At 65.6% G+C, this 24,849-nt stretch carries 27 protein-coding genes and 2 tRNA genes; 17 read left to right on the top strand and 12 right to left on the bottom strand.

Annotation, left to right across the window (positions count from 1 at the left end):
- Positions 1-86: 86 nt before the first annotated feature.
- Positions 87-172: transfer RNA gene (locus JAO74_RS10100), tRNA-Tyr, on the top strand.
- Between the two features lie 72 nt (positions 173-244).
- Here the strand turns inward: JAO74_RS10100 and JAO74_RS10095 are convergent.
- From JAO74_RS10095 to JAO74_RS10065, 7 genes are all read right to left on the bottom strand, one after another.
- The gene (locus tag JAO74_RS10095; protein ID WP_199037559.1) at positions 245-1,234 is read right to left on the bottom strand and encodes a class I SAM-dependent methyltransferase; all 990 of its coding nucleotides are present in this window, start codon (positions 1,232-1,234) and stop codon (positions 245-247) included.
- Positions 1,235-1,583: 349 nt separating this feature from the next.
- Positions 1,584-2,702 (bottom strand): glycosyltransferase, encoded by a 1,119-nt coding sequence (locus JAO74_RS10090; RefSeq protein WP_199037558.1) that lies wholly within the window; start codon positions 2,700-2,702, stop codon positions 1,584-1,586.
- A 189-nt stretch (positions 2,703-2,891) separates the two neighbouring features.
- Positions 2,892-3,779: a phosphotransferase gene (locus tag JAO74_RS10085; RefSeq protein WP_199037939.1), complete on the bottom strand. Its 888-nt coding sequence runs from the start codon at positions 3,777-3,779 to the stop codon at positions 2,892-2,894.
- Positions 3,780-4,171: 392 nt separating this feature from the next.
- A tRNA-Gly gene (locus tag JAO74_RS10080) sits at positions 4,172-4,245 on the bottom strand.
- 43 nt (positions 4,246-4,288) lie between these two features.
- Positions 4,289-5,662 (bottom strand): glutamate--cysteine ligase, encoded by a 1,374-nt coding sequence (locus tag JAO74_RS10075; protein WP_199037557.1) that lies wholly within the window; start codon positions 5,660-5,662, stop codon positions 4,289-4,291.
- 75 nt (positions 5,663-5,737) lie between these two features.
- Complete coding sequence (locus tag JAO74_RS10070) at positions 5,738-6,484, bottom strand: 16S rRNA (uracil(1498)-N(3))-methyltransferase (RefSeq protein WP_199037937.1); 747 nt, start codon at positions 6,482-6,484, stop codon at positions 5,738-5,740.
- Between the two features lie 15 nt (positions 6,485-6,499).
- Complete coding sequence (locus JAO74_RS10065) at positions 6,500-6,655, bottom strand: hypothetical protein (protein ID WP_233150872.1); 156 nt, start codon at positions 6,653-6,655, stop codon at positions 6,500-6,502.
- Between the two features lie 219 nt (positions 6,656-6,874).
- Here JAO74_RS10065 and JAO74_RS10060 point away from each other — a divergent pair, with 219 nt between their 5' ends.
- Positions 6,875-8,734 carry a methyl-accepting chemotaxis protein gene (locus JAO74_RS10060; RefSeq protein ID WP_199037935.1) on the top strand — a complete coding sequence of 620 codons (1,860 nt, stop codon included), beginning with the start codon at positions 6,875-6,877 and terminating at the stop codon, positions 8,732-8,734.
- A 348-nt stretch (positions 8,735-9,082) separates the two neighbouring features.
- Here JAO74_RS10060 and JAO74_RS10055 read toward each other — a convergent pair whose 3' ends face one another.
- Positions 9,083-9,442 (bottom strand): flagellar biosynthesis regulator FlaF, encoded by a 360-nt coding sequence (locus JAO74_RS10055; RefSeq protein WP_199037556.1) that lies wholly within the window; start codon positions 9,440-9,442, stop codon positions 9,083-9,085.
- A 126-nt stretch (positions 9,443-9,568) separates the two neighbouring features.
- Here JAO74_RS10055 and JAO74_RS10050 point away from each other — a divergent pair, with 126 nt between their 5' ends.
- From JAO74_RS10050 to JAO74_RS09980, 15 genes are all read left to right on the top strand, one after another.
- Positions 9,569-11,968: an HAD family hydrolase gene (locus JAO74_RS10050; protein ID WP_199037555.1), complete on the top strand. Its 2,400-nt coding sequence runs from the start codon at positions 9,569-9,571 to the stop codon at positions 11,966-11,968.
- Positions 11,965-12,792 (top strand): class I SAM-dependent methyltransferase, encoded by an 828-nt coding sequence (locus tag JAO74_RS10045; protein WP_199037554.1) that lies wholly within the window; start codon positions 11,965-11,967, stop codon positions 12,790-12,792. The genes JAO74_RS10050 and JAO74_RS10045 overlap by 4 nt, the downstream gene beginning before the upstream one ends.
- Before the next feature lie 86 nt (positions 12,793-12,878).
- Positions 12,879-13,763 carry a flagellar motor stator protein MotA gene (motA, locus tag JAO74_RS10040; protein ID WP_199037553.1) on the top strand — a complete coding sequence of 295 codons (885 nt, stop codon included), beginning with the start codon at positions 12,879-12,881 and terminating at the stop codon, positions 13,761-13,763.
- Positions 13,738-14,082 carry an STAS domain-containing protein gene (locus JAO74_RS10035; RefSeq protein ID WP_199037552.1) on the top strand — a complete coding sequence of 115 codons (345 nt, stop codon included), beginning with the start codon at positions 13,738-13,740 and terminating at the stop codon, positions 14,080-14,082. Before motA ends, JAO74_RS10035 begins: the two co-directional genes overlap by 26 nt.
- Entirely contained in the window at positions 14,079-14,444 is a 366-nt protein-coding gene (locus tag JAO74_RS10030) for a response regulator (protein WP_199037550.1), read from the top strand. Before JAO74_RS10035 ends, JAO74_RS10030 begins: the two co-directional genes overlap by 4 nt.
- Positions 14,441-16,624 carry a chemotaxis protein CheA gene (locus tag JAO74_RS10025; protein ID WP_199037548.1) on the top strand — a complete coding sequence of 728 codons (2,184 nt, stop codon included), beginning with the start codon at positions 14,441-14,443 and terminating at the stop codon, positions 16,622-16,624. Before JAO74_RS10030 ends, JAO74_RS10025 begins: the two co-directional genes overlap by 4 nt.
- The gene (locus JAO74_RS10020; protein WP_199037547.1) at positions 16,621-17,115 is read left to right on the top strand and encodes a chemotaxis protein CheW; all 495 of its coding nucleotides are present in this window, start codon (positions 16,621-16,623) and stop codon (positions 17,113-17,115) included. The genes JAO74_RS10025 and JAO74_RS10020 overlap by 4 nt, the downstream gene beginning before the upstream one ends.
- Positions 17,112-18,002 carry a CheR family methyltransferase gene (locus tag JAO74_RS10015; RefSeq protein ID WP_416194301.1) on the top strand — a complete coding sequence of 297 codons (891 nt, stop codon included), beginning with the start codon at positions 17,112-17,114 and terminating at the stop codon, positions 18,000-18,002. Before JAO74_RS10020 ends, JAO74_RS10015 begins: the two co-directional genes overlap by 4 nt.
- The gene (locus JAO74_RS10010) at positions 17,999-19,048 is read left to right on the top strand and encodes a protein-glutamate methylesterase/protein-glutamine glutaminase (RefSeq protein WP_199037545.1); all 1,050 of its coding nucleotides are present in this window, start codon (positions 17,999-18,001) and stop codon (positions 19,046-19,048) included. Before JAO74_RS10015 ends, JAO74_RS10010 begins: the two co-directional genes overlap by 4 nt.
- A gap of 1 nt (position 19,049) precedes the next feature.
- Positions 19,050-19,439: a response regulator gene (locus tag JAO74_RS10005; RefSeq protein ID WP_199037543.1), complete on the top strand. Its 390-nt coding sequence runs from the start codon at positions 19,050-19,052 to the stop codon at positions 19,437-19,439.
- Between the two features lie 2 nt (positions 19,440-19,441).
- A complete protein-coding gene (locus tag JAO74_RS10000; RefSeq protein ID WP_199037541.1) occupies positions 19,442-19,957 on the top strand; it encodes a chemotaxis protein CheD in 516 nt (171 codons plus the stop codon).
- A gap of 25 nt (positions 19,958-19,982) precedes the next feature.
- A complete protein-coding gene (locus tag JAO74_RS09995) occupies positions 19,983-20,273 on the top strand; it encodes a hypothetical protein (RefSeq protein ID WP_199037539.1) in 291 nt (96 codons plus the stop codon).
- Positions 20,273-21,154 (top strand): flagellar motor protein MotB, encoded by an 882-nt coding sequence (locus JAO74_RS09990; protein ID WP_199037537.1) that lies wholly within the window; start codon positions 20,273-20,275, stop codon positions 21,152-21,154. The genes JAO74_RS09995 and JAO74_RS09990 overlap by 1 nt, the downstream gene beginning before the upstream one ends.
- Positions 21,155-21,160: 6 nt before the next feature.
- Positions 21,161-21,592: a hypothetical protein gene (locus JAO74_RS09985; protein ID WP_199037535.1), complete on the top strand. Its 432-nt coding sequence runs from the start codon at positions 21,161-21,163 to the stop codon at positions 21,590-21,592.
- 19 nt (positions 21,593-21,611) lie between these two features.
- Positions 21,612-22,238 (top strand): PilZ domain-containing protein, encoded by a 627-nt coding sequence (locus JAO74_RS09980; RefSeq protein WP_199037533.1) that lies wholly within the window; start codon positions 21,612-21,614, stop codon positions 22,236-22,238.
- A gap of 100 nt (positions 22,239-22,338) precedes the next feature.
- Here the strand turns inward: JAO74_RS09980 and JAO74_RS09975 are convergent, their stop codons facing one another.
- The 4 genes from JAO74_RS09975 to JAO74_RS09960 are packed head-to-tail and all read right to left on the bottom strand — an operon-like array spanning position 22,339 to position 24,815.
- Positions 22,339-22,884, bottom strand: a complete 546-nt coding sequence (locus tag JAO74_RS09975; RefSeq protein ID WP_199037531.1) for a MotE family protein — start codon at positions 22,882-22,884, stop codon at positions 22,339-22,341.
- Positions 22,881-23,231: a DUF6468 domain-containing protein gene (locus JAO74_RS09970; RefSeq protein WP_199037530.1), complete on the bottom strand. Its 351-nt coding sequence runs from the start codon at positions 23,229-23,231 to the stop codon at positions 22,881-22,883. Before JAO74_RS09970 ends, JAO74_RS09975 begins: the two co-directional genes overlap by 4 nt.
- Positions 23,232-23,241: 10 nt before the next feature.
- Positions 23,242-24,264, bottom strand: a complete 1,023-nt coding sequence (gene fliM / locus JAO74_RS09965; protein ID WP_332908777.1) for a flagellar motor switch protein FliM — start codon at positions 24,262-24,264, stop codon at positions 23,242-23,244.
- On the bottom strand, positions 24,261-24,815 hold the full coding sequence (locus JAO74_RS09960; protein ID WP_332908776.1) for a flagellar basal body-associated FliL family protein: 555 nt from the start codon (positions 24,813-24,815) through the stop codon (positions 24,261-24,263). The genes fliM and JAO74_RS09960 overlap by 4 nt, the downstream gene beginning before the upstream one ends.
- Positions 24,816-24,849: the final 34 nt, after the last annotated feature.

Raw genomic sequence — 24,849 nt, 5'->3', positions numbered from 1 at the left:
GGGCGGATGTGTGCAAGCGTCGAACCGGTGGTTGACACGGCTTCCCCGCTTGGCCATGGAGCCGCCTCGCCGTTGGCGGCCCATCTGGACAGGTGGCCGAGTGGTTAAAGGCAGCAGACTGTAAATCTGCCCGTGCAAGCGTACGCTGGTTCGAATCCAGCCCTGTCCACCAACCGCTTCGATGCGGTTCGACTTCCTCCCGATGTTTTATGAAGACTTCCCCTTCGGGGTTCCCGAGATCGCGTCAATGCTCGGCGATCAGCACCACCCATTCGCCGGCGGGCTTGCCGAGCAGGGTCGCGATCCGGCTATACCTTTGCATCTTCCACGGATCGGCCGGTGGCGGGACGCGGCCGGAGCGTTCGGCGATCATCTGCGACATGGCGACGATCCCGTCCGTTCCGCCGCCACCGATCGGCGAGAAGGACTGCACGGTCGCGAAGCCGGCGGCGCGGGCGTATCGTTTCAACGTCCGGGTGGTGAACAGGTACAGGTGGCGCGGCACCTCCAGTCCCCGCCAATCAGGGCCGAACTTGCGGTGACCGGGCGCATCCAGATTGGGCGTGACCATTACGACGCGACCGCCGGGTCGGAGAATGCGGGCGCATTCCTTCATCACGGCCAATGTATCGGGTAGATGTTCGATGACGTTGTTCATGACGATCGCATCGAAACTGGCGTCCGGAAAGGCGCAGGCGATCAGATCGCCTTGCATGACATCGATCCCGGCGTGACGGCGCGCTGCCGCGACGGCCTTCTCGTCGAAGTCGATGCCGACGGCCTGCCAGCCTGCCTGTGCCATCTGGGCGAGAAATGCACCGTCACCGCAGCCCACCTCAAGCACTTTGCCGGGTGTGCGGTCTTCGAGATAGCAAAGACCGGAGCGAAACTGTCTGTGACGCCAAGGCATGATGCGGGCGAGCAGATCGCGCACTTTTCCGCCGCTATCCGGCTCGACCGATTTTTCAGATTGTGAGGTCAGTGGCGGCGCCGGATCGGGACCGACATCATTCGCATGCGTATAATATGTTGCATACAATTTATATAGTTCGGACTTTTCAGGTTGGGGGTTCAACCAACCAAGTCCGCATCGGCCATTGGTGCAACGCATTATCGACCATTTCCCTGGTGCGCCGAATATCCGATCCTGAATATCGTCGTGTATCTTGGTCCCGCGTGCAGAACAGCAGGCGCACGTATCAACTGGCATACAAATGATATCTTCGTTGATCATCGCCACCCCCTTATTAATTGAGTTGAGACTTGCGGAGATTCATTACGGGCACAACCCGTTTCGATGCGGGATAACTCCTGATTTGGGTCATCGCCCGGACGCGTGACTGGCACATGGGAGTTCGCGATAGTCTTCCGCGCGGCGATGCGACCAAGGGATCCGCCGCGTATCGGTGACAGCGATAACTCGCTCTTCGTCAGACGATCCTATGATCGCCTGATCGACGGCAAGGTTTCCACGCTGGCAGCGAACGGACACCAGGAGGAATGCCGGTTGAACGACGAGGGATGGGCGATCATGCAAAAGAGCGGAAGCGGCAGGAAATAGACGCCTTCGTACGTGGCCTGGATCAACGCCGCGCCGCTATTTCGGCCATCCAGTCCAACCGGGCGCGGTGCATGGTGTGAACGGTATAGGTCGTCGCCTTGGCAGCGATCACGTGGCCCACCTGCCGGCGTAACGCCGGATCGGCGAGGCTGCGCAAACGATCGGCCAGCGAGGCGGCGGAACCCTGTTCGTACAATATCCGCGTATCGAGACCCAACGCCCGATAGGGCGGCGTGTCGGGACATAGCGGGATGCAGCCACGACTGATGGCATCGAAGATCAGGCGAGGCTGCTCGTCGTTTAGGTTGGTCATCAGGACGATGTCCTGATTATCGAGAAAGTGGAAGAACGCGGTCGGATAGCCCACCGGCGGCAGGATGGCGAAGTCGGCCAGTTGCCCTTGCTCAGCCTGACGCGCCAAGGCGTCCTGTTCGGCGCCCCGGCCGATGATGGTCAGCGATGCGAACCGTTCCTGCCCGGCCAGCGCGAATGCATCGATGCCGATGTGGAAGCCCTTCATCGGTTCGAGCCGGCCGGCCATGCAGACGCGCAACGGTCGGTCATGATCGGCGCGGGGCGGGGCGATATCGTCGGCGTCGACCCAGCTTGCCACACCGACATGCACATCGCGGGCGACCGGCCAGACCAGCTTGCGCAGACCTTCGCCCACCACGAAGACGCCGGCGCATCGCGATGCCAGAAACAGCTGCGTCATCCGGATATCGACGAATTGCAGCAACGCCTTCGTTCGGGCGAACAGGGATTTGCCCTTCGCATTCATCGTATAGGTGCGGGCGCGGTTGCTGGAGATGCCGAGAAACACCGGTTTGCCGAACCGTTTTGCCCACTGCACGATCGGCAGATACGGCCTGGATGTCAGCCAGCCGGCATTGCCGGGAATCTGGATGAAGTCCGTCTGCGGGATCACGCTGGCCAGATCGTCGTCTTCCGTGACGAGAGCGATGCCGGGCGCAAGCGGGGCCAGCGCATCGCTTGTCGTATCGACGGCGGCGCATCGGAGCGTGATATCGGCGACGTCCGCCTGAGCATTGATATCGTGCGCCCACAGATCGAGCGTATGCCATGCGGAACCGACCCGGACGACCGGGATCGGCGAGCAGACCAGAACACGCGGCCTCACGCGTATAAGCCCGCGGGAGTCATTTCATTTCCTCGTCACCAAATGGTAACGTCGATCGGTCAATACGTGGATGCTCTGTTGGACTCACAGTGAGAATGTTCAGGTTCATGGCCGATTTCATCAAGCATCTGAAGGATCGGCGGCGCGTCGACGCCCTGCGGACATGGGCGGACACGCCGGTCGATGACGTTACCGAGAGTCGCCGGTCAGGCGCCCGGCGGAAGTAAGCCCCGAACGAAGCAGGTCGTAACATTCGTTCGCCAGGGCGATGAACCGCTGCTTCGGAAATTCGCCGAGCCGATTGGCGTAATGGCCCAGAGCGCCCAACAGGTGAGCGATCACCACGTCCACGCCCCCCAACGTCTCGCAATACCAGTCCAGTTCCGCGGCGAACTTCGCGTGTGCCATGCCGAACGACTGATGAAATCGCACCAGGTCGTATATCGCGTAACCCTGTCGCGCGCTGCCGGCCCAGTCGATGATCGCCAGATTGCCGGCGTCGTTCTGCATGACATTGTTGCGCCACAGGTCGCCATGCATCGGCACGTGCCGCACGACGATCCGGCCGGTATCGATCGCGTCTCTGGATCGTCGCGCCGCGTCGCGCATCGCCTCCGGCAATTCCGGCATATCGATCAGCGCGTCCAGCGACGCGCAGAACTCGCGATCGGCCGATTGACCCTGCGTGCCATGCAGTACCAGCGCGCGAAGCCAGGGCAGGATTTTGCCGACGACCATCGGTTTCTGGAACAGTCGCCCCAGTCGGCCGGGTTTCAATGGCTTGCAGCGGGGAAGTATCAGGAACGACCTGTCCTGCAGATGGCCCGTTCCGATCACGGGCAGGATCATCTGTCCCAGTTGATCGCCGAGTTCCTGCGCCATATCGACCATGGCGTCCCGCTGTATCGCGGCTGAATCGGGAAATGCCTCCGGCGATACGAACAGAATGTAATCGCTATCCACCAGAAATATCGCGGCACCATCGGCCACGATGGACTCACGCCGTACAACCTCGATGTTCTGGATTCTTCGTCCGCTGTCCGGCCCATAAATGGTCGGGGAGATGACGTCGATCATCGTCGCTTCCGGCGACCCGTCGGCAAGAATCGCGTTTTCCGACGAGTATGCAACAGCGAGCATACCATTTGATAATATTACAAATTTGTTAATACAATGTTAAACTCTTAATATTTTGCATCATTTCCTTTACCTTACATATGTTATTCAACCGATATGAATGAATTGGAATATTATCGAATAATAACAACGGGAAGATGGTCTCGAATAGATAAAGTGTTGCCATGAAGCCACAGGCGGATTCGCGATGTCCAGAGGTCCGGACAGCGGTGCACAGCTTTGCCGACGCTACGGTATCTCGAAGCTAGCAGGATCAGGCGCGTCAGCCAGCGCAGCCAGCCGCTTCGACCGGCGCATCATCGACGGTTCGGAATATCGCGATTCGAAAAAGCTGGAGCGGGTAACGGGAATCGAACCCGTGTATTCAGCTTGGAAGGCTGCTGCACTACCATTGTGCTATACCCGCGTGACCATCCGACTAGCGCCACGCGGCGCGCGGTGCAAGCCGGTCAGAAGCTCTCTTCGGCATAGACGCGGCTCAGGTCGCCGTTCCAGGTGCCGGCATAGCGATCTAGCAGGGATTCGGCCGGTGTCCTGCCGGTACGGACGATCTCGCGCAGCGGTTCCAGAAAGCCGGTCTCGTTATCGCCGGCATTGTTGAAACGGGCACGGGCGGCGAGGCCGGCATGGGCGATGTCGAGAACCGGGCCGGCAATATCGCGCAACGTGCCGCCACCGGGCAGGGGCGCGCCGAGTGCCAGTTTCGGCACCGCGTCGCGCAACGCCTGCCGCTCCTCCAGCGTCCAGTGCTTCACCAGATCCCATGCGGCGTCGAGCGCGGCGTCGTCATAGAGCAGGCCGACCCAGAAGGCGGGCAGCGCACAGATACGGTTCCAAGGCCCGCCATCGGCGCCGCGCATTTCGAGGAATGTCTTCAGCCGTACTTCTGGAAAGGCGGTGGACAGATGATCGGTCCAGTCGTCCAGCGTCGGCTTCTCGCCCGGCAGCACCGACAGGTCGCCGCGCAGGAAATCACGGAAGCTGAGGCCGGCGGCATCGATGTACCGACCTTCGCGATAGACGAAGTACATCGGCACATCGAGCATATAGTCGGTGTAGCGTTCGTACCCGAAGCCATCCTCGAACACGAAGGGCAGCATACCGGTGCGCTGCGGATCGGTGTCGGACCAGATATGGCTGCGGAAGGACAGCATCCCGTTGGGCTTGCCCTCGGTAAAGGGCGAGTTGGCGAACAGTGCGGTGGCGAGCGGTTGCAGGGCGAGGCCGACGCGGAACTTCTTGGCCATATCGGCCTCGGATGCGTAGTCGAGGTTCACCTGAATCGTGCAGGTGCGCAGCATCATGTCGAGGCCGAGGTTTCCGACGCGCGGCATGTGGCGGCGCATGATGTCGTACCGGCCCTTGGGCATCACCGGCAATTCGGCGCGGGTCTTGTCCGGCCACATGCCGAGGCCGAGGAAGCCGAGGCCGAGCCGCTCCCCCGCCGCCTTCACCTGTTCCAGATGGCGGCCGGTTTCAGCGCAGGTCTGGTGCAGATTGTCGAGCGGCGCGCCCGACAGCTCGAACTGGCCTGCGGGTTCCAGGCTGACGCTGCCGTCGCTGCCGTTCAGCGCGATGACGACACCGTTCTCCTCGACCGGGCGCCAGCCATGTTCGGTCAGCGCCATCAACAGGTCGCGGATGCCGCCGGGCTCGTCATAGGATGGCGCGCGGTGATCGGCGGTCCGGTACACGAACTTCTCGTGCTCGGTGCCGATCCGCCAGCGTTCGGCCGGCTTCTCGCCACGGGCGAAGCTTGCGATCAACTGGTCGCGCGATTCGATGATCGGCGAGGAGGGTACGGGCGCGGTCTTGGTCGTCATGAACCGCGCCTTACGCGCGGGCGATACCGCGCGCCAGACAGGATAAGCTGTCGCCGGATAAAGGCAGCGACCGTGTCACGATCGCCAGTCGCCCGCCGCCGCCATCCATAATGCCACGGCCGCCGCCGCCGCGGTGTCGGCGCGCAGGATGCGAGGGCCGAGGCCGATGCCGACGGCCTGCGGCACGGCGCGGATCGCGGCGCGCTCGTCCGCATCGAAACCACCCTCCGGCCCGATCAGGATCGCGGCGGGGCCGGGATGGGCGCGCATCGCGTCCAGTGCGGGCAGGCCGCCGGTCTCATCCGCGAAGAACAACGCGCGATCGGTCGGCCAGTCACGCAACAGCGCCGGCAGCTTCACCGGATCTGCCAGTTCGGGGAGCGCGGTGCGGTCGCATTGCTCTGCCGCCTCGATCATATGCGCGCGCAGGCGGTCGCCATTGGGCTTGTCGACCACGGTGCGGCGGGTGACGACGGGTACGAGGCGGGCGACGCCCAGTTCGCACGCCTTCTCCGCCATCCAGTCGACCCGGCCTTTCTTCAGCGGCGCGGCGCAGAGCCACAGGTCTGGCACCGGCTCACGCGGGCGCAGCAGTGCCACGACGTCGAGCATCAGGTCGCGCTTGCCGGTGGTAGCGATCGTGGCGAGCCATTCGCCGGTGCGGTCGTCGAACAGCTTCACCGGATCGCCCGGCTTCGCCCGCATGACGGTGGCGAGATAATGGGCCGGCGGCCCATCGATCCTGAGTGGACCAGCGGCGAGGGGGGCATCGACGAACAGGCGCGGCGTCGATTGCGGCGGCCAGGCGGGGGTGGCGGGCAGGGTAGGCTCCATCGTTCAGCGGCGGCGCAGGATGCGGCGGATGACGATCCAGGCAACGACCGCGACGAGTACCGCCAGCACGACGGCCCCGGCCACGGCGCCCGCGACGCGGAAGATAGCCCAGAACAACGCCTCGACGAACCGGCCGACCGCGACCGACAGGCCGATCATTGGGAAAAGCGCCGCAGCATCGATAGCCGGGATACAGGTCGCCGCGACCAGCACCAACCGGGGATTTCAATACGACATGGATCAGCCAGAAATATTGGCTGATCCATGTCAACCGAGCAATCGAACCGCTCCTACAATAGAGGACGGCAATCGCGGAGAACGGCACCGGGTCTCGCGATGTTGCCATCAAAATTCTCTGGATGGGGGGTGTTGGTTAAAATGCATCTGAGCAACTGGTCTATCTCCGCGAAACTGATCGCCGCGTTTTCCATCAATATCGCCATCGCGGCGATAACGATGATATTTCTGTGGAATGCATCCACGACCGTGGAGGAGGCGACGCGAAAGTCATCACGTGCGCAGGAAATATACAGTGAGACGATCGCGTACGAAATGGCCGCGCAGCGGTTGAGTGCGCAGGTGCGCGGCTATGTCATTACCGGCGACGATTATTATGCCGGCATCTACAAGGAAGCCGACGGACAGATGGCGGAAGCGCTGGCAAAGCTCGGCGAGTTGTTGAGCGACCCTGCGGATCTGGCGCAAGTCAGGGCGACCCGCGACCTGATGCAGGCGTGGCAGCCATTATGGGGTACGCGATTGATGACGCTGACCCGGGCCGGCCGCATCGAGCAGGCCATGTCGATTGTCCGGGCGAACAATAAGGTCCAGTTGCTGACGCCGGTTCTGATACCGCTGCGCGCGCTCCGGGCGCGGCAGGTGGAACTGGTCGAAACCTACAAGGCGCAACAGGATGTGGCGGTCGCCGACAGTTCCCGGGCGATGCTGATCGGCGGGCTGTTGCTGATGGTGTCGGTCATCGGGTTGTGCGTGCTGCTGACGCGGGCGATCGGCCGGCCGATCACGCTGTTGACCGAGGTGATGAAGCTGCTCGCGGTGGGCCGGTATTCGATCGACGTGCCCGGCCAGGACCGCGGCGACGAGGTGGGCCAGATGGCGAAGGCGGTGGCGGTGTTCCGGGAGAACGGGATCGCCAAGGAGACGGCCGATGCGGCGAAGGCGCGCGCCGATGCCGAACAGAAGATGGTGGTCGATACGGTGTCGGGCCATCTGTCCGACCTGTCGGACGGCGATCTGACGGTGACGATCGCACAGGAGTTCCCGCCCGAATATGCCGGGCTGAAGTCGAACTTCAACGAGGCGCTGGGCAAGCTGCGCGACCTGATCGGCGCGGTGTCGGAGAGTGCGACGACGATCCGGACGGGATCGGGCGAGATCGCGCAGGCGTCGGAGGATCTGGCGCGGCGGACGGAGAGCAATGCGGCCTCGCTGGAGGAGACGGCGGCCTCGGTGACGCAGATGGATGGCCGGCTGCGGGCATCGGCGGGTGCGGCGGCGCGGACGGTGGAGCGCGCGGATCAGGCGATCGCGACGGTCGGCGGCGGCCGGGCGGTGGCCGACGAGGCGGTGCAGGCGATGGGTCGGGTGTCGGAAAGCGCCAAGGGCATCGACAGCGTCATCGAGGGTCTCGACAAGATCGCGTTCCAGACCCGGGTGCTGGCGATGAACGCGGCGGTGGAGGCGGGCCGTGCCGGTGACGCCGGTCGCGGCTTTGCGGTGGTCGCCGATCTGGTGTCGGCACTGGCGATGCGCGCCGAGGAGGAAGCCAAGCGGGCGCGGGACCAGCTGACGGTGACGCAGACCGACATCGTGACCGCGGTCGAGGCGGTGACGAAGGTCGACGGGGCGCTGGCCAACATCTCGGGCGATGTCGCGCAGGTGCACGAGTTGCTGGCGACGATGGCGGCGGACAATCAGGCGCAGTCGGCGGCGATCACGCAGATCTCGGCGGCGATCGGGACGATGGACCAGTCGACGCAGCAGAACGCGGCGATGGTCGAGGAGACATCGGCGGCGGCGCGCAATCTGGCCAGCGAAGTCGGCAACCTCGCCGATCAGGCGGGGCGGTTCAAGGTCGCGCAGGGCGGTCGTTCCGCACCGGCCCCTCGCAAGCCGGATTATGTGACGCCGGGGGCGTATACCTCGCCGATCAGGCCGCTGCCGGCCGCCGCCATTCCGGCGATGGTGCGGGCGGATGACGACTGGAAGTCGTTCTAGACACCGAACCGTTCGTGCTGAGCGCAGTCGAAGCACCTGTGGAAAGGTGGCCCCTTCGACTTCGCTCAGGGCAGGCTTCGACTGCGCTCAGGCCGAACGGCAGAAGATCGTTCTCGTAAAGTGCTCAAGAGCATGTCCGCGGCCCGAAAGTCTCGAAAGTCACACCCTCCTACGTGCGCGCGATCGTGCGCTGGTCGATCGACAGTGAGAAAGAGCGGTTTCCCGACGGGATACCCCAAGCCCGCCGTGTAGGACATCGCCGCCTGTCACGGGTCCGGCGCAACGACCAAAAAAAGAGCCGGACGGTATCACCGTCCGGCTCTTTTCGTTCGTGTCCGGGTGGAGGGATCAGGCGGCGATGCGGCCGGGCTGAAGGCCCTCGATCAGCGAGCGGTTGACCTCGATCAGGGCGTCGATCGTGTCGCGGCCGGTGGCGACGTCGCTGGTGTAGCGGTCCACCCACAGGCCGAGCGACACGATCGAGGCGCGCAGTTCGACCGGCAACTGGTTGCCGCGCGAGGCGCAGTCGGTGCTGAAGGCGTTCCACATCATCCGGTTGCGGAACAGGATCGGCGCCAGCGCGACGCCGGTCACGCCGCCGTCGCGGGCGGCGATCATGTCGCCGGTGATCTCACGGAGCAACCGCACTTCGGTCGATCGAGGATGTTCGGTCATGGTGCGGGCGCGTTGATAGGCGGACAGGGACATGGTCGCTCCGTGATGATGTCGTTGGCATCATTCTAGGACGATCCGTCACCGGCGGGTCCGACGGCGTCCTATAAGATGATCGAGCGGGCAATATCGACCGCATCTATCCATAAAGGACGCCGTCGCATGCCCCAGACCATCCAGCCGCACCGGCTCGCCCAGGCCTTGGACGGTCATCGCGGCATCAAGATGCTGTCGCTGGATTGCTTCGATACGCTGCTGTGGCGCGACGTTCACGCTTCGCACGATATCTTCGAACTTCTGGATGGCGTCACGCCGCGTCAGCGCAGATGGGCCGATCAGGCCGCGCGCAAGGACCGGAAGCTGGCGTACGGCGCGTCCAACGAAGTGACCTTGCGAGAGATCTACGCCAAACTGCTGCCAAATCTCGATGCAGCGGCGCGTGAAGCCTATGTCGAGCGCGAGATCGCCGCCGAAGCGCGACATTGTTATGCATTCGCGCCGACGGTCGAATTGATGCGCGAAGCGAAGCGCCGGGGTTTGCCGGTCATCATCGTCAGCGATTCCTATCTCGAACGCGACCAGCTGGAGGGGCTGATCCGTGCCGCTGCGGGCGACGAGGTCGCCGACATGATCGATACGATCTTCTGCTCGTGCGAGTATCGATCGTCCAAGAGCGAACGGCTGTTCGACACGGTGTTGAAGCACACCGCGATGCGTCCCGACGGCATCCTTCATATCGGCGACAACAAACATGCCGATGCGATCTCCGGCATGCGCCATGGCCTTCAGGCGCTCCATCTCGTCCAGTTCGCCGACGCCACCGTCCAGCGGCTGCGTCAGGAACGGACGGCCGGTGCCCTGATGATGGGAGGCGGTACGGCATTCCAGCCGCATCGGGCGACGCTGTCGCTGAACGAAGGTGCGATCACCGGCCCTGCCGAGGCGATGGGCTTCGCCGCAGTCGGTCCGATCATGACCAACTTCGCCCATTGGATCGCGGCGGAAGCCGCGGAACTGAACCAGGCGCATGGCGGCAAGGTCCACCTGATGTTCCTGATGCGCGACGGATACCTGCCACAGGAGGTGTTCGCGGCGATCCATCCGACGATCGACACCCATGCGATCGAGATCAGCCGTTTTGCCGCGACCAGTGCGTCGCTGACCGATGCCGCAGCCATCCGCAAGTTCATCATCGAGGAAATCGGGCATGGTGCGGGGATCGATTTCCTTCGCCAGTTGCACGTCGTCGGTGACGAGGCGCACGAACTGCTCGACGGTCTGCCGGAGGATGATCCGCATGCGCTGGCCGATGCGCTGCAGACCGACGAGTGGGTCGAAAAGATCTCGGCGCGCGGCGAGGCTTATGCGGATCGGCTGGCCGACTACATCCGGGTGAAGATCGATCCGGCCCGGGGCGACACGCTGATGCTCGTCGATGTCGGTTACAAGGGCACGGTCCAGGGCAAGATCGCAGCGCAGATCGCAGACACCTTCGGCGTCAAGGTCGCCGGCCGCTATCTTCTGCTGCTGGAGGACGAGATCAGCGGATTGGACAAGCGCGGCATGCTCGCGCTGCGGAACCACGATGTCGCGACGCTGGAAACGTTGATGAGCGCGTTCATCGTGCTGGAGCAGTTCTGTACGCTGCCCCAGGGATCGGTGGTGGATTACCGCGAGGGCGGTCAGACGGTTCGCGCCGCCGTCCAGATCAGAAGGGAACAGAATTCGATCCGCGAGGCGGTGCAGGCAGGGTGCCTTTCCTTTGCCCGCACCGACGGCACGGCGATGATCCGGCGTACGGCCGTATCGCCCGACGCGGCGCACCGTGGTGCGGTGAGTGCGCTGGCCCGGTTGCTGTATCTGCCGTTGGCGGACGAAATCAAGGTGATGACCCGGTTCGAGCACGACTGGAATCTCGGCGGGGATTTCGTTGCGCTGCTGTTCGACCCGGACGCCGCCGAACGGGGTCTGCGCGAACGGGGCCTGTTCTACCTGAAGAATTCGCGGCGGCTTTTCCTGCCCGCCGAATTGAGGGGGCAGGGTTTGCCGACCAGCCTGACGCTGTTGACGCAGCGGCGCTTTGGTCTGGACCTTCGCTTTCCCGATTTTGCCGATCACACGCTGCCGGTCACCGTGCTCATGACGGACGGCAACAAGGCCTTTACCGATGTGGTTCAGGCACATCCGACGCATCAGGGCTATTATGTCGCCGCCGTGCCGATCGGTGCCGGCCGATACACCGTCGGCGTCCAGTTCGGACGCGATTTCGAACTGGTCCAGATCGAATCGGCCTGTTTCCTGCCGGTCAGCTCTTTCCTCGACGGCGAGGCGGCGACGCGTCTGACGACCAACGCCACACCGTATTTCGAGGATATGGAGCAGATCGCACCGGATATCTTCCGCTGCGGCAACGCCGAGTCATTCCTGATGGTGGCACCGCCACCCGTGCAGGACAGGGTTTCGATGATGCTCGCCATCACGTTCCGCCCGCTCGTCAAGCGTTGCGCCGCCCCCTCATCAACACCGACCACCATGTCCGTCCTCACAGGAGCCACAGCATGAACAACCTGTATATCCATTCGATGTCCGAGATGGCCGATACCATTCTCGACTGCCTGAAGATCGCCGGCGCCCGCGATGTCGTGGAAATCGGCGCCGATCTTGGCGGCATGTCCAAGAAGCTCGCGGATCAAATGGCCGATGTCGGCGGCAGCCTGACCAGCATCGATCCCGAGCCTGCCGAAGAATTTCTGCGCTGGGTCATCGGTTGCCGGAACGTGCGGCACATCCCGGCGCCGAGTCTGGAAGCCATGCCCGGTCTGGCGAACGTGGATGCATGGGTGATCGACGGCGATCACAATTACTATACGGTCCGCAACGAACTGGCGATCGCCGATCAGATCGGTCAGCGCGACGGCAAGCCGTTGCTGGCCATCCTTCACGACGTCAGCTGGCCCTGCGCGCGGCGTGACATGTACTATGCGCCGAAGCGGATCCCGGCGGAGTGGCGTCAGCCCTATAGTTACGAAGGCGGCGTCACGCTCGACGATGTGGAACTCGTCCACGGGGCCGGCTTTCATGGTCAGGGGTATTTCGCCTTCGCCAAACATTCGGGCGGCCCGCGCAACGGCGTATTGACCGCGGTCGAGGATTTCGTCGCCGATCTTCGCACCGAGGGCCGCGATGTCGCCTTCGCGCTGATACCGGCCGTGCTGGGTCTTGGCGTCGTGTTCGACAGCTCGGCACCATGGGCGCCCGACCTGGCCGCGATGCTGTTGCCGTTCCACGACAATCGCCTGATCGCGAGGCTGGAGGAGAACCGCCTGCGTCATTTCCTGGCGACGGTCGAATTGCAGCAGCCGACGCCGTTGGCGCGCGCCGCCTAATACCCGGTGGGCGCCGACCGGCGGTGTCGGCGCCCACCTATAACTAATCGATACATCCCTAGCGGCAGGAAGATTGGTCCAGAACCATGCTGAACGGCGTCGGCCTTCTTATCATTCTCGGTTGCGTGTTCGGGAGCTTCATCATCTCCGGTGGCAAGATGGACATCGTGCTCCATGCCTTGCCGCACGAGATGATGGCGATCGGCGGCGCCGCGATCGGTGCGTTCATCGTGTCGAATTCGATGCCGACGGTGAAGCTGGCGGGCAAGGGCCTGATCCGGTCGTTCAAGGGCGGGCGGTGGAAGGACAGCGATTACAAGGATCTGCTGACCCTGCTGTACGGCCTGCTCTCGACCTTCAAGAAGGGTGGCGCGACCGCGATCGAGCCGCATCTGGACAACCCCAAGGAGAGCGCGATCTTCTCGCGGTATCCGCGGCTGATCGCCGACCATCACCTGTCCGATTTCATGTGCGATTACCTGCGCATGATGACCGTCAGCTTCGAGGATCCTCACCAGATCGCCGAGGCGATGGAAAACGACATCGAGAAGCACCACCACGAGGAGCTCGCGCCGCAGCACGCGCTGCAGCAGATGGCCGACGGCCTGCCCGCCATCGGCATCGTCGCGGCCGTGCTGGGCGTCATCAAGACGATGGGTTCGATCGACCAGCCGACCGAGGTGCTGGGCGCGATGATCGGCGGCGCGCTGGTCGGCACGTTCATGGGCGTGCTGCTCGCATACTGTCTGGTCGGTCCGCTGGCGGCGAAGCTGCAGGAGACGATCGAGAGCGACAGCAAGCCGTTCACCATCGTCAAGACCGCGATCGTCGCCCACGCGCAGGGTCTGCCGACCCAGGTCGCGATCGAGGTCGCGCGGCGCATGACGCCGTCCGCCAAGGCTCCATCCTTCCAGCAACTCGAGACCGCACTCGAAGAGGCGAAAAATGACTTCAACACTGTCCTTGCCTGACATGGCCCTATCCGAGCCCGGTCGGATCGATCGCATGATCCGATTGCCCGCCCACTGCACCACGGTGACCGCCGAGGACATCCGGGTGCGGCTGGTGCTGGCCGCCGATTTCGACGGCGCGATGGCGGTCGACGCCTCTGCCGTCGAAAGCGTGGGGCAGGCGACGCTCCAGCTGCTCGTCGCGGCCCATGCCGAGGCGGCGGCCACCGGCCAGCGCTTCGCCATCACCGACGCCAGCCCCGCATTCGTGGAACGCGTCACCCAGTGCCGGCTCGCCGATGCGATCGGTCTCGAACGCCAGAAGGAAGCATATTCGTGAGCAAGACCATCCTTACCGTCGACGATTCGGCCAGCATGCGCATGTTGCTGAAGGCGTCGCTGACCGCGCAGGGGTTCAGGATCGAGGCGGCCAATGATGGCCGCCACGGGCTGGAACGCATGAGCGAGGTGAAGCCAGACCTGCTCATCACCGACATCAACATGCCCGAGATGGACGGGTTCGAACTGATCGAGGCGGTGCGCGCCAAGCCGGAATTCCGCGGCGTGCCGATCCTGGTGCTGTCGACCGAATTCTCGGACGAGAAGAAGGCGCGCGCGCGCGACGCCGGCGCCACCGGCTGGATCACCAAGCCGTTCGATGCCGCCAAACTGGGAACGGCGATCCGCCGCGTCTGCCCATGAGCGACGATCTCGACGATATCCAGGCGATCTTCTTCGAGGAATGCGCCGAGGGTCTGGCCACCGCCGAATCCGGCCTGTCGGCCATGGCGGCCGGCGACGTGTCGGCCAAGGTCATCGCCGGCGTGTTCCGCGCGGTCCATTCGATCAAGGGCGGCGCGGGTGCGTTCGGCCATGTCGCGCTGACCGCGTTCTCGCACCGGTTCGAGAATGTGCTGGACGAGGTGCGCGCCGGCCGCATCGCGCCGACGCCGGGCGTCACGCGCGTCATGCTGACCGCGTTCGACATCCTGTCGGACCATGTCGCCGCGTCGCAGGGGACCAAGCCGGTGCCCGCCGACGATGCGGTGCTGGCGGCGCTGGACCAGATACTGGTCGATGGCGGCGCGCCCGATATCGTGGCGGAGCCGATGGCCGTGGCCGTGGTCGCGCCGATGGATGACGATCCGTTCGGATTCGAGCCGGTCGTCGCCGAAGTCGAGAGTTTCGATCCGTTCGGATTCGAACCCGTCACCGTCGCGCTCGACCTGCTTGACGATAGCGTGGCCGAACCGGTGCCGTGGACGGTGACGTTCGTGCCGTCGAACGCGGCGCTGGCCAATGGCGGCGAGCCGATGCTGATCGTGCGAGAGCTGGAGATGCTGGGCGGCACCGTCGTCGCGGCCGACCTGTCGCGCCTGCCGCCGCTGCGCGATCTGGAGCCGGAGCACGCCTATATCGGCTGGACGCTGAGTCTGCCGGGCGATGTCGAGGAACAGGCGATCGCCGACTGTTTCGATTTCGTCGCGCCCAATTCGATCGTCGAATACGCGCGTGGTGTCGTCGTGCCGGAAGACGCGCCGGTCGCCGCACCGGTCGTGGAGATGCTGGTCGCCACGCCGATCGCGCCGCCCGCGCCGTTGGCCGTCGCGCGACCGACCGCACCGCCGCCCGCATCGTCACCTGCCGCGCGGGCCGAGGAACATCCCGAACCCGTAAGGGCCGGAGAGCCGGTCGCGCAGACGATCCGGGTCGATCTGACCAAGCTCGACATGCTGCTGAACCTGGTCGGGGAACTGGTGATCCGGGGGTCGATCCTCGCTGACCGCCTGAGCCCCAAGGATCAGGAGCGGGTCGAACTGCCGCAACTGTCGCGGCTGACGCGCGAGATCCAGGACACGGTGATGTCGCTGCGCGCGCAGCCGATCAGGCAGGCGTTCAGCCGCGTGCCGCGCATGTTGCGCGACCTGTCGGTCGAAACCGGCAAGCAGGTGATCCTGGAGACGATCGGCGAGACGACCGAGGTCGACAAGGGCGTGATCGAGAAGATCGGCGACCCGTTGACCCATATGATCCGCAACGCCGTCGACCATGGCATCGAAAGCCCCGAACGACGCCTGGCGGCCGGCAAGCCGGTGCAGGGCACGATCAGGCTGTCAGCCGAACAGAAGGGCGCGCGCATCTTCGTCCGGGTCGCCGATGACGGCGCCGGCATCGACCGCGCCCGCGTGCGAGCCAAGGCGATCGAGAAGGGTATCGTCGCCGCCGACGCGGTGCTGACCGACGAGGAGATCGATCAGTTGATCTGCGCGCCGGGATTCTCCACCGCCGAGACGATATCGAACATCTCCGGCCGCGGCGTCGGCATGGACGTGGTGCGATCCAACGTCGAGGCGCTGGGCGGCCGGGTCGAGATATCGTCGGTGCCGGGCAAGGGCACGACCTTCACCATGGTGCTGCCGCTGACGCTCGCCATCCTTGAGGGGATGATCGTGCGGCTGGCCGGACAGCGCTTCGTCCTGCCGCTGGCCAATGTGATCGAGACGGTGCAACCCGAGCCGGGTCAGGTCCGCCCGACCACGACGACCGGCGAGGTCATCGAACTGCGCGGCGATTACCTGCCCGTGCGTCGCCTGACCCGCACCTTCGGCCTTGCCGACAACGATGCGCTGACGCCCGAGGAGTCGCTGGTCATCATCGTCGAGAGCGAGACCGCCGGCCATGTCGGCCTGATGGTCGACACGATCGACGACCGCCGCGAGGTGGTCATCAAGAGCCTCGACCAGAATCTCCACCCGATCCGGGGCCTGGGCGGCGCCACCATCCTGGGCGACGGATCGATCGCGCTGATCCTGGATATCGAGGCGCTGGTCGGCCCCTCCGCCCCCCTTACCCGCTATACCCCGAAAGGACTGGCCGCATGAGCAGCATCGACAATTCCGACGAGCGCAAGATCGTCACCTTCTCGCTCGGCCAGCAGATCTTCGGGATCGACATGTCCGCGCTGATCGAAATCCGCGAATGGGACGAGCCGACCCCGCTGCCGGGCGTGCCATCGTACATCAAGGGCGTGACGAACTTGCGCGGCACCGTCGTTCCCGTCGTCGGCCTGGCCGAGCGGCTGGGCTGGGCGCCGAGCGTGGTCCATGCGCGGTCGTGCATCCTGGTCGTCAACGTCGACGGCAAGCAGGCGGGATTTCTGGTCGACGAGGTCGCCGACATCGTGCTCATCAAGGATTCCGACATTCGGCCCGCTCCCGATGTCGAGATCGGCGAGGCGAGCGTCATCGCCGGTCTGGTCAAGACCACGTCGCGCACGATCGAGGCGGCGCATGGCAGCACCGACGGCATCATGGTGCTGCTGCTCGATCTCGACGCGCTGGGCCTGACCCGTCAGCTGGATATGGCCGCGTGAGCACAGCGTCCGTCCTGGCGGGACCGGACGGGTCGGTGGAGAGCGGCGCCAACGGGCCGCCGCTCGGCAGTGCCGAATTCGCCGCGATCGCCGCGATCATGCAGAGCGACGCCCGCATCCACCTGACCGATATCAAGAAGACGCTGGTGCATGGCCGCCTGTCGCGCCGGTTGCGGATGCACGGCCTGACGAGTTTTCGCGATTACGTGCGGATGGTGCAGTCGCCGGGTGAGGAACGCGCGGCGATGGTGGTGGCGCTGACCACCAACCACACGCATTTCTTTCGCGAGAACCACCATTTCGAGCATTTCCGCGAGAAGGTGATCCCGACGCTGAAGGACGCGGTGCGTCGCCGGCCGGTCAGGATCTGGTCCGCAGGCTGTTCGAGCGGCGAGGAGGTCTATACGATCGCGATGTGCCTGCTGGGCAAGGATCGCGGTCAGGCCGGCTGGCTGCGCGATGCCGACCTGAAGCTGCTGGCGACCGATCTGGCGCCGCATGTCGTCGACAGCGTTCGGCAGGCGACCTATCCGGACAATGTCGTGGCTGCGATTCCGGCCGATTATCGCAAGGCGTGGTTGCGCCCCGCCGCCGGCAGCGATCACGAGATGGCGCCGGAAGCGCGCGCGCTGGTGACCGCGCACGTCCTGAACCTGTTCGAGGCGTGGCCGATGCGGCAGCAATATGACGCCATCTTCTGCCGCAACGTGATGATCTATTTCGACGATCGCGCAAAGGCGGAACTGGAGGCGCGGCTGGTCGATCAGCTCGCCCCCGGCGGCCATCTGTATATCGGCCATTCCGAACGACTGGTCGGGCCGGCGGCGGCGGTCATGAAGGGCTGCGGCCAGACCATCTACGTCAAGCAGGAAGGTGGCACGCGATGACACCGATACGCGCCCTGGTGGTCGACGACAGCGCGGCGATCCGCGCGGTGCTGACCCGCATCCTGTCCGTCGATCCCGAGATCGAGGTGGTCGGACAGGCGCCCGAGCCGAACACCGCGCGCCAGATGATAAAGGACCTGGAGCCGGACGTCATCACGCTGGACGTCGAGATGCCGGGCATGGACGGCCTGTCCTTTCTGGAACGGATCATGCGCCTGCGGCCGATGCCGGTCGTGATGTGTTCGACGCTGACCGCGCACGGCGCGGCGGTGACGATCGAGGCGTTGCGGCTGGGGGCGGTCGATTGCATCGCCAAGCCCAAGGGCAGCGCCGAGGAACTGGCGCGCAACGGCGCCTTGCTGCGCGCGACGGTGAAGGCGGCGGCGCGATCGGCGGTGCGGCCGAGCCGCAGCGCGCGTCCGCCGGTGGTGGCGACGACGACGGGCAAGGCGCGCGAAGATGCGGTGATCGCGATCGGATCGTCCACCGGCGGGGTCGAGGCGCTGTTCGCGCTGCTGGGCGCGATGCCGGTCGATTGCCCGCCGATCCTGATCGTGCAGCATATGCCCGGCGCCTTCACCGGCAGCTTCGCCGACCGGCTGGACCGCGAATGCCGCATCCATGTGCAGGAAGCGCGTGACGGCATGACGCTGGCGATGGGTAATGCGTACATCGCGCCGGGCGGCGAACAGCACATGGAACTGGTGGGCGCGGCCGGATCGTCGATCCGCGTGCGCCCCGGCGAGCTGACCAGCGGCCATCGCCCGTCGGTCGACGTGCTGTTCCGGTCGGTCGCGACAAGGCGGGGACCGGCGGCGGTGGGTGCGATCCTGACCGGCATGGGATCGGACGGGGCCGAAGGGTTGCTGGCGATGCGTCGTGCCGGCGCCCGGACCTTCGGCCAGTCGCGCGAAAGCTGCGTCGTGTACGGCATGCCGCGCGCGGCGATGGAACTGGGCGCGGTCGATAAGGAAATGACATTGTCGGCGATGCCCGAGGCGATCCTCGCAGCATGCGGCATGCGCCAAGCAAGAGTGGGAGCGTAAGATGCCGGCTGCGGCTCAGATCAAGGTGATGGTCGTCGACGACCAGGCGAGCATGCGCGCAATGATCCGTCGTTCGTTGCAGGACCTGGGATTCAAGGACGTGCGCGACAAGGGTGCCGCCGTCGATGCATTGGCGTCCGTGAAATCCGATCGCGTCCACCTGATCGTATCGGATTACAACATGCCCGACATGGACGGCCTCCAGTTTCTGGAGGAAGTCCGCAAGGACCCGGTGATCGGCAAGACCGTGTTCATCATGCTGACCGGATCGGCCGATCGCGAAGTGGTGCAGAAGGCGGCGGCGCTGGGCGTCAACAACTACCTGATGAAACCCTTCGCGCCGGCGGCGCTGAAGGACAAGATCGAACGCGTCTTCGGCGAGCTGTCCTGACCATGCGGCGCATCAACCTGGTCCAGGGCGAACACCTAGCCACCGATCGGCCGGACACGTTGCTGTCGACGCTGCTCGGATCGTGCATCGCGGTGTGCCTGCACGACGGGGTGGCGCATGTCGGCGGCATGAACCATTTCCTGCTCGGCCAGCCCGATGCCGGGCAACAGGTGTGCGCGCAGGACATGCAGCGATACGGCGTCCATGCGATGGAACTGCTCATCAACGCGATGATGCAGCGCGGGGCGGCGCGATCGCGGTTGCGGGCGCACATCTATGGCGGGGCGAACATCATCGCCGGGCTGGGCGGTATCGGCCATGGCAATGCCGCCTTCGCGCGCCGCTTCATCGAGACCGAGGGGATCGCGATCGGCCATGTCGATGTCGGCGGTACCCGCGCCCGCAAGGTCGAATTCCTGCCGTTCGACGGCAAGGCCCGCGCCACGTTCGTGGCCGAGCCGTTGCCGCCACCCCGTGTTCCGCAGCCGGTCGACGGCGGCGAACTCGAACTCTTCTGAAACCCCCGTGATGGTCCCGCAACCCATGGCTCACCCGCATCTCGTCGCCCCCCTGCAGGCCGCCATCGCGGCCGAGCTTCGCCATGTCCGCACGGCGATCGAACGGCTGGCGGAAATGCTCGTCGGTGACGAGGATTTCGTGAACCGCTATCTGGAACAGTTCCAGGCGTTCGACATGCTGGTCCAGTGCACCGACGAAAGCGCGGCGCTGCTCGACCGGCTGGCGGTCGGCCGCGATCCGCATGACGCGGTCGATTCGGTACGGCTGGGCACGGTGCAGCAACGCCTGCGCGTCGCGCTGGCCGCGGCGGCATAATGGCCGCGACCGGCGCCAACACCCGCCCGATCGTCATCCGCCGCGTCAAGAAGATCGTGGGCGGGCATCATGGCGGCGCGTGGAAGGTCGCCTATGCCGATTTCGTGACGGCGATGATGGCGTTCTTTCTGTTGCTGTGGCTCATCAGCAATCCCGACAAGCAGCGGCAAAAGGGGCTGGCGGAGTATTTCTCGCCATCGTCGGCCACGTCGCTGTCGCAGACCACGGATGCGTCGTCGTCGATCAGCGGCGTCAGCGGGATGCCGGGCGCGGGCGGCCATGGCCGGCGCGCGCAATCGGAATCGGTGCAGGCGCCCAAGGGCCAGCCGAGCACCAAGGCCGCGACCGCCGGTACATCGCGCGGGGGCAGCGCCAACATCCCCGATGCGTCGCTGCGGGTGGCGGCGCAGGAACTGCGCGTCGCGATCGACAGCCTGCCGCCCGACGATCAGGGCCGCCGCCAGATGCGGATCGAGGAGGATCGCGACGGATTGCGCATCAGCCTGACCGACACCGCCGCGCGGTCGATGTTCAAGGACGGCACCGCGATCCTGAACCCCTTCGCGCGCGAGATGCTGGCGCGGGTGGCGGGCAAGCTGGTCAAGTCCGACGCGCAGATCGTGATCGAGGGGCATACCAACGGCGTCGGCAACGGCGGCGACGAGGCGAACTGGCGATTGTCGGGCGAACGCGCGCTGGCCGCGCGGATCGCGATGATCGCGGCGGGCCTGCCGGTGGGTCGCTTTGCCGAGATGGTGGCGATGGCGGATACGCGGCCGGTCTATCCCGACCAGCCCGACCGGCCGGAGAACCGCCGCATCACGATCGTGGCCAAGGGCGCGGCGCCGTCGTTGCCGATCGATGCCAGTTTCCGGTTCTGACCGGCGATGAAGAAGATCATCCTGTATCTGGTGATGCTGGTGCTGGGCGGCGGTGTCGGCGGCGGGGCGGCGGTGGCGACGCTGCGCGTGCTCGGGCCGCCGGCGCCCAGGGCCCCGGTCGAGCCGGTGATGGCGTTCGTGCCGGCGCAGAAGATCAGCGCGCCGATGGTGCTGCAGGATGGCCGGCTGGCCGGATATGTGTCGTTCGACCTGGATCTGGAGGTGCCGGAGGATCAGGTCGCCGCGGTCACGCTGAAGCTGCCGCTGCTGCTGCATGCGATCAACATGCGGACTTACCGGACGCCGCTGGCCGCCGGGCCGGACGGGATGCTCCCCAATATCGATGGCCTGCGCCGGGTGGTGCAGGCCGCCGCCCCCGAGGCGATGGGCAAGGGCGTGGTCAGGCGCGTCGCCATCACCCGTGCCGAGCCGGCGTGACGACACAGGAAACAGGCCGATGACGACCTTCACCGCCGCCGACGACGATTATGTCCCGCGTCCCGTCTCCGTGGCGCGGGAGCCGCGACTGACGACCATCCTGCTGCTGGGGCGGATGGTGACGGCGGGCGGCGACTGGGTATGCCGCGTGCGCAACCTGTCGTCGGGCGGGCTGATGGCGGAATGCGATGCGCCGCTGACCGTGGGCGAGCATGTCCGCATCGAACTGCGCAACCTGAGCGTACTGCAAGGCGCGGTGACCTGGACCCAGCCACGGCGGGCGGGGATGATGTTCTCCGATCCCATCGACGTGCCCACGTTGTTGCATGGCGGCGCGCAGGACCCGGAGCGGCGACCCCGCGCACCGCGACTGTCGGCGACCTGCCCGGTGCTGTTGTGGCATCTGGGCCAGACGACGGTGCCGCTGTTGCGCGACCTGTCGCAATCGGGATGCCGGCTGGGCATCACGTCGCCGCCGCCGGTCGGCACGCAGGTGCGCGTCACCATCCCCGGTCTGGCGGCACGCCACGCGACGCTGCGCTGGTCTTGCGACGGCGAGGCGGGGTTCGCGTTTACCGAGATGCTGTCGTTCGACGAACTGTCGGCGTGGCAGGCCGATCTGTCCGCGCGCTTCGCGGCGGAGTGACGGCGGTCTAGTCACCCGTCATTGCGAGCGTAGCGAAGCAACCCAGGGGCGCCGTGCGGTACTCTGGGTTGCTTCGCTACGCTCGCAATGACGGGTCGGGCTAGCGGCGGGCCGGCACGGCCGCGACCGTGGGGGCGGCGCGGCGGCGGGCCATGGCCATGGTCAGGGCGGCGGCGCCCTTGGGCGTCATCGCCGCCAGGATCATCGCGGTCGATCGTTCGCGCATCTTTTGCGCGACGCGCATCTGTACGTCGAGATCGAGCTGTTCCAGCACCACGGCGGCGGCGGTCGGCTTCATCACCTGATAGATGCGGGCGAGGTCGTCATACTGGTCCGGCCCCGCGCTCGCGGCCTCGCCCGTCGGGGGCGGGGCGGTGCCGGGGGCGGCGGCGGGAGTGGTGCCGTCGGCTGGTTTCAGCCGCGCCTCCGCCGCGCGTGCCGCCTGTTCGCGCAGGTCGAGCGCGCGGCCGCGGCGGGCCGCCGCCTGATCGCGCGCCTTCATGTCGTCGCCGATCGCCACGCCCAGACGCGAGGTCGGCGCATCGCCGATACCGGGCGCGGTCGCGGCGAGGCCGACGGTGTTGCCCACCGTCGCGACCGCCGCCGAAAAGGCGGTGAGCAGCAGGAGCGAGGGACGCCGGCTCATGCCCAGCCGCCGGATTGATCGTCGGCACGGGCGCGGCGCGCGGCCTCTGCGGCATCGGCCATCCGGTCGGCGGAGGCATTGGCGATGCCGACCATCACGGTCAGCTCGTCGCAGATCGCCTTGCCGTCGGTCAGCACGCGCGCGGACCCAGAGCATTCGGCGAGCGCGCGACGCAGTTCGGCCAGCACCGTGCGCGCCTGCGCGGTGCTGTTGTCGAGGGCGCCGACCATTTCGGCCAGCGCGCTGGGCTGTACCACCTTCAGCGATTTCATCATCCGCACGCTCTGCACCAGCACGGCGGCGCACAGGATGATGGTGACGAGGTTGGTGAGCGTCGCGAAATTCATGGCAGGAAGCTCATGTCAGGGGGCCTTTGGCGATGTCGGTCGATAGCCGGACGGCCACCTTGCTGCTCCGCTGGCCGATCTGGGCCAGGCCGAGCGGGATGCCGCCGACATGGACCTCTAGGGGATCATCGGGCCGTTTGCCCAGCGTCAGCGTGCGTCCGACCTGGAACGCCTGCACCTCGCCCAGGGTCATCTGGGTTTCGCCCAGCACGACCTCGACCGACACCTCGGTCTTGGCGATCTCGGTGGCCATGTGTGCGCCCCAGATATTTTCCGGCCCCTGTTTCTCGCCCATGAAGCGCTGGCCCAGCACGCGGCGGACCGGTTCGATCGTGGCATAGGGCAACAGGACGCTGAAACACCCGCCGCGTCCCTCCATGTCGACGCGCAAGGTGGCGACCGCGCAGATGTTGGTCGGCCCGGCGATCGACGCGAAGCGGGGGCTGGTTTCGATCCGTTCCAGCTCCATCGTCGCCGGCGTGATCGGCGCCATCGACTGGCCGAGATCGGACAGCGCGAGCGTCAGCATCCGGCCGACCAGCCCCACCTCGATCCCCGTGAACGCGCGACCGTCGATCATCGTCCGGCCGCTGCTCTTGCGACCGCCGAGCAGCGCATCGACCACCGAATAGATCAGGCTCGATTCGACGGTGATGAGGCCATAGTTGCGCCATTCCTCGACCCGGAACACGCCGATCATCGCCGGCAGGGCGATGCGATTGACGAAGTCACCGAAGCGGATCGAGGTGATCTCTTCCAGACTGACGTCGATCGCATCGGACGTCAGGTTGCGCATCGACGTGGCGAACGAGCGGATCATCCGGTCGTACACCACCTCCAGCATCGGCAGTCGTTCGTAACTGATGACGTCGGATTCGATGACCGCCTTCAGGCCGCTGCGCGGGCGGGCGGGGCCGCCGACATCGCCGAACAGCGCGTCGATGCCGGCCTGATCGAGGACGCCGTCGCCCATCGCCGCGATCGGCGGTTCGGGCAGGGCGAAATCGTCGAATTCTTCGAAGGGATCGCTCACTGCTGGATCAGGTCCTGTACCAGAATTTCCTTGACCTTGCCCTCGCCGATCGCCGCGCGCGACCGGACCAGCAGTTCCTCCTTGATGCGGAACACGGCGGCGGACCCGGACAGGTCCTCCGGTCGCAATTCGCGCAGGAACGGCTGATAGGCGTCGAGCAGGACGGGCAGGCTGTCCTTCATCCCCTCCAGCGAGCTGTCGGGGCCGGGGACGAGCATGACGTGCACCTTCAGGAAGTGCGGCGTGCCATCGGCGGTGCGCAGGTTCACGAGCAGCGGCGGCACATCGAACGGGGTGTCGGCGTCCTTGCCCTCGCCACCGCCATGACCGCCTTCGCCGCCGTCCTCCTTGGCGGCCACTTCTTTCCTGGCGTCGCCATGGCCGCCTTCCTCGGCGGCGGCGGGGGTGCCGCCCATCATCATATACGCGCCACCGCCGCCGCCGAGCAGCAGGACCGCCGCCGCCGCGCCGATGATGACGAGCTTCTTCCTGTTCCTGGCCGGCGGTGGCTTTGCACCGTCCACCTCCTCGATATCCAGTCCGTTCGACACTGGGCCATTCCCTTTCCGAAACCATGGGGCGACC

It is taken from the genome of Sphingomonas mollis (assembly GCF_016427505.1).
Lineage (GTDB): Bacteria > Pseudomonadota > Alphaproteobacteria > Sphingomonadales > Sphingomonadaceae > Sphingomonas > Sphingomonas mollis.
Note: the sequence above shows the minus strand (reverse complement) of the source record. Positions and strands in the feature narration are given on the sequence as shown.

Bases quoted from the DNA above. Each gene is read 5' to 3' on its own strand.
- JAO74_RS09970 (WP_199037530.1), bottom strand. From the start codon at position 23,231: ATGAATTTCGCGACGCTCACCAACCTCGTCACCATCATCCTGTGCGCC.
- JAO74_RS09975 (WP_199037531.1), bottom strand. From the start codon at position 22,884: ATGAGCCGGCGTCCCTCGCTCCTGCTGCTCACCGCCTTTTCGGCGGCG.
- JAO74_RS09995 (WP_199037539.1), top strand. From the start codon at position 19,983: ATGGCTCACCCGCATCTCGTCGCCCCCCTGCAGGCCGCCATCGCGGCC.
- JAO74_RS10010 (WP_199037545.1), top strand. From the start codon at position 17,999: ATGACACCGATACGCGCCCTGGTGGTCGACGACAGCGCGGCGATCCGC.
- JAO74_RS10055 (WP_199037556.1), bottom strand. From the start codon at position 9,442: ATGTCCCTGTCCGCCTATCAACGCGCCCGCACCATGACCGAACATCCT.
- JAO74_RS09980 (WP_199037533.1), top strand. From the start codon at position 21,612: ATGACGACCTTCACCGCCGCCGACGACGATTATGTCCCGCGTCCCGTC.
- JAO74_RS10020 (WP_199037547.1), top strand. From the start codon at position 16,621: ATGAGCAGCATCGACAATTCCGACGAGCGCAAGATCGTCACCTTCTCG.
- motA (WP_199037553.1), top strand. From the start codon at position 12,879: ATGCTGAACGGCGTCGGCCTTCTTATCATTCTCGGTTGCGTGTTCGGG.
- JAO74_RS10075 (WP_199037557.1), bottom strand. From the start codon at position 5,662: ATGACGACCAAGACCGCGCCCGTACCCTCCTCGCCGATCATCGAATCG.
- JAO74_RS09990 (WP_199037537.1), top strand. From the start codon at position 20,273: ATGGCCGCGACCGGCGCCAACACCCGCCCGATCGTCATCCGCCGCGTC.
- JAO74_RS10025 (WP_199037548.1), top strand. From the start codon at position 14,441: ATGAGCGACGATCTCGACGATATCCAGGCGATCTTCTTCGAGGAATGC.
- JAO74_RS10005 (WP_199037543.1), top strand. From the start codon at position 19,050: ATGCCGGCTGCGGCTCAGATCAAGGTGATGGTCGTCGACGACCAGGCG.
- JAO74_RS10050 (WP_199037555.1), top strand. From the start codon at position 9,569: ATGCCCCAGACCATCCAGCCGCACCGGCTCGCCCAGGCCTTGGACGGT.
- JAO74_RS09985 (WP_199037535.1), top strand. From the start codon at position 21,161: ATGAAGAAGATCATCCTGTATCTGGTGATGCTGGTGCTGGGCGGCGGT.
- JAO74_RS10035 (WP_199037552.1), top strand. From the start codon at position 13,738: ATGACTTCAACACTGTCCTTGCCTGACATGGCCCTATCCGAGCCCGGT.
- JAO74_RS10085 (WP_199037939.1), bottom strand. From the start codon at position 3,779: ATGATCGACGTCATCTCCCCGACCATTTATGGGCCGGACAGCGGACGA.
- JAO74_RS10060 (WP_199037935.1), top strand. From the start codon at position 6,875: ATGCATCTGAGCAACTGGTCTATCTCCGCGAAACTGATCGCCGCGTTT.
- JAO74_RS10065 (WP_233150872.1), bottom strand. From the start codon at position 6,655: ATGATCGGCCTGTCGGTCGCGGTCGGCCGGTTCGTCGAGGCGTTGTTC.
- JAO74_RS10045 (WP_199037554.1), top strand. From the start codon at position 11,965: ATGAACAACCTGTATATCCATTCGATGTCCGAGATGGCCGATACCATT.
- JAO74_RS10000 (WP_199037541.1), top strand. From the start codon at position 19,442: ATGCGGCGCATCAACCTGGTCCAGGGCGAACACCTAGCCACCGATCGG.
- JAO74_RS10095 (WP_199037559.1), bottom strand. From the start codon at position 1,234: ATGATCAACGAAGATATCATTTGTATGCCAGTTGATACGTGCGCCTGC.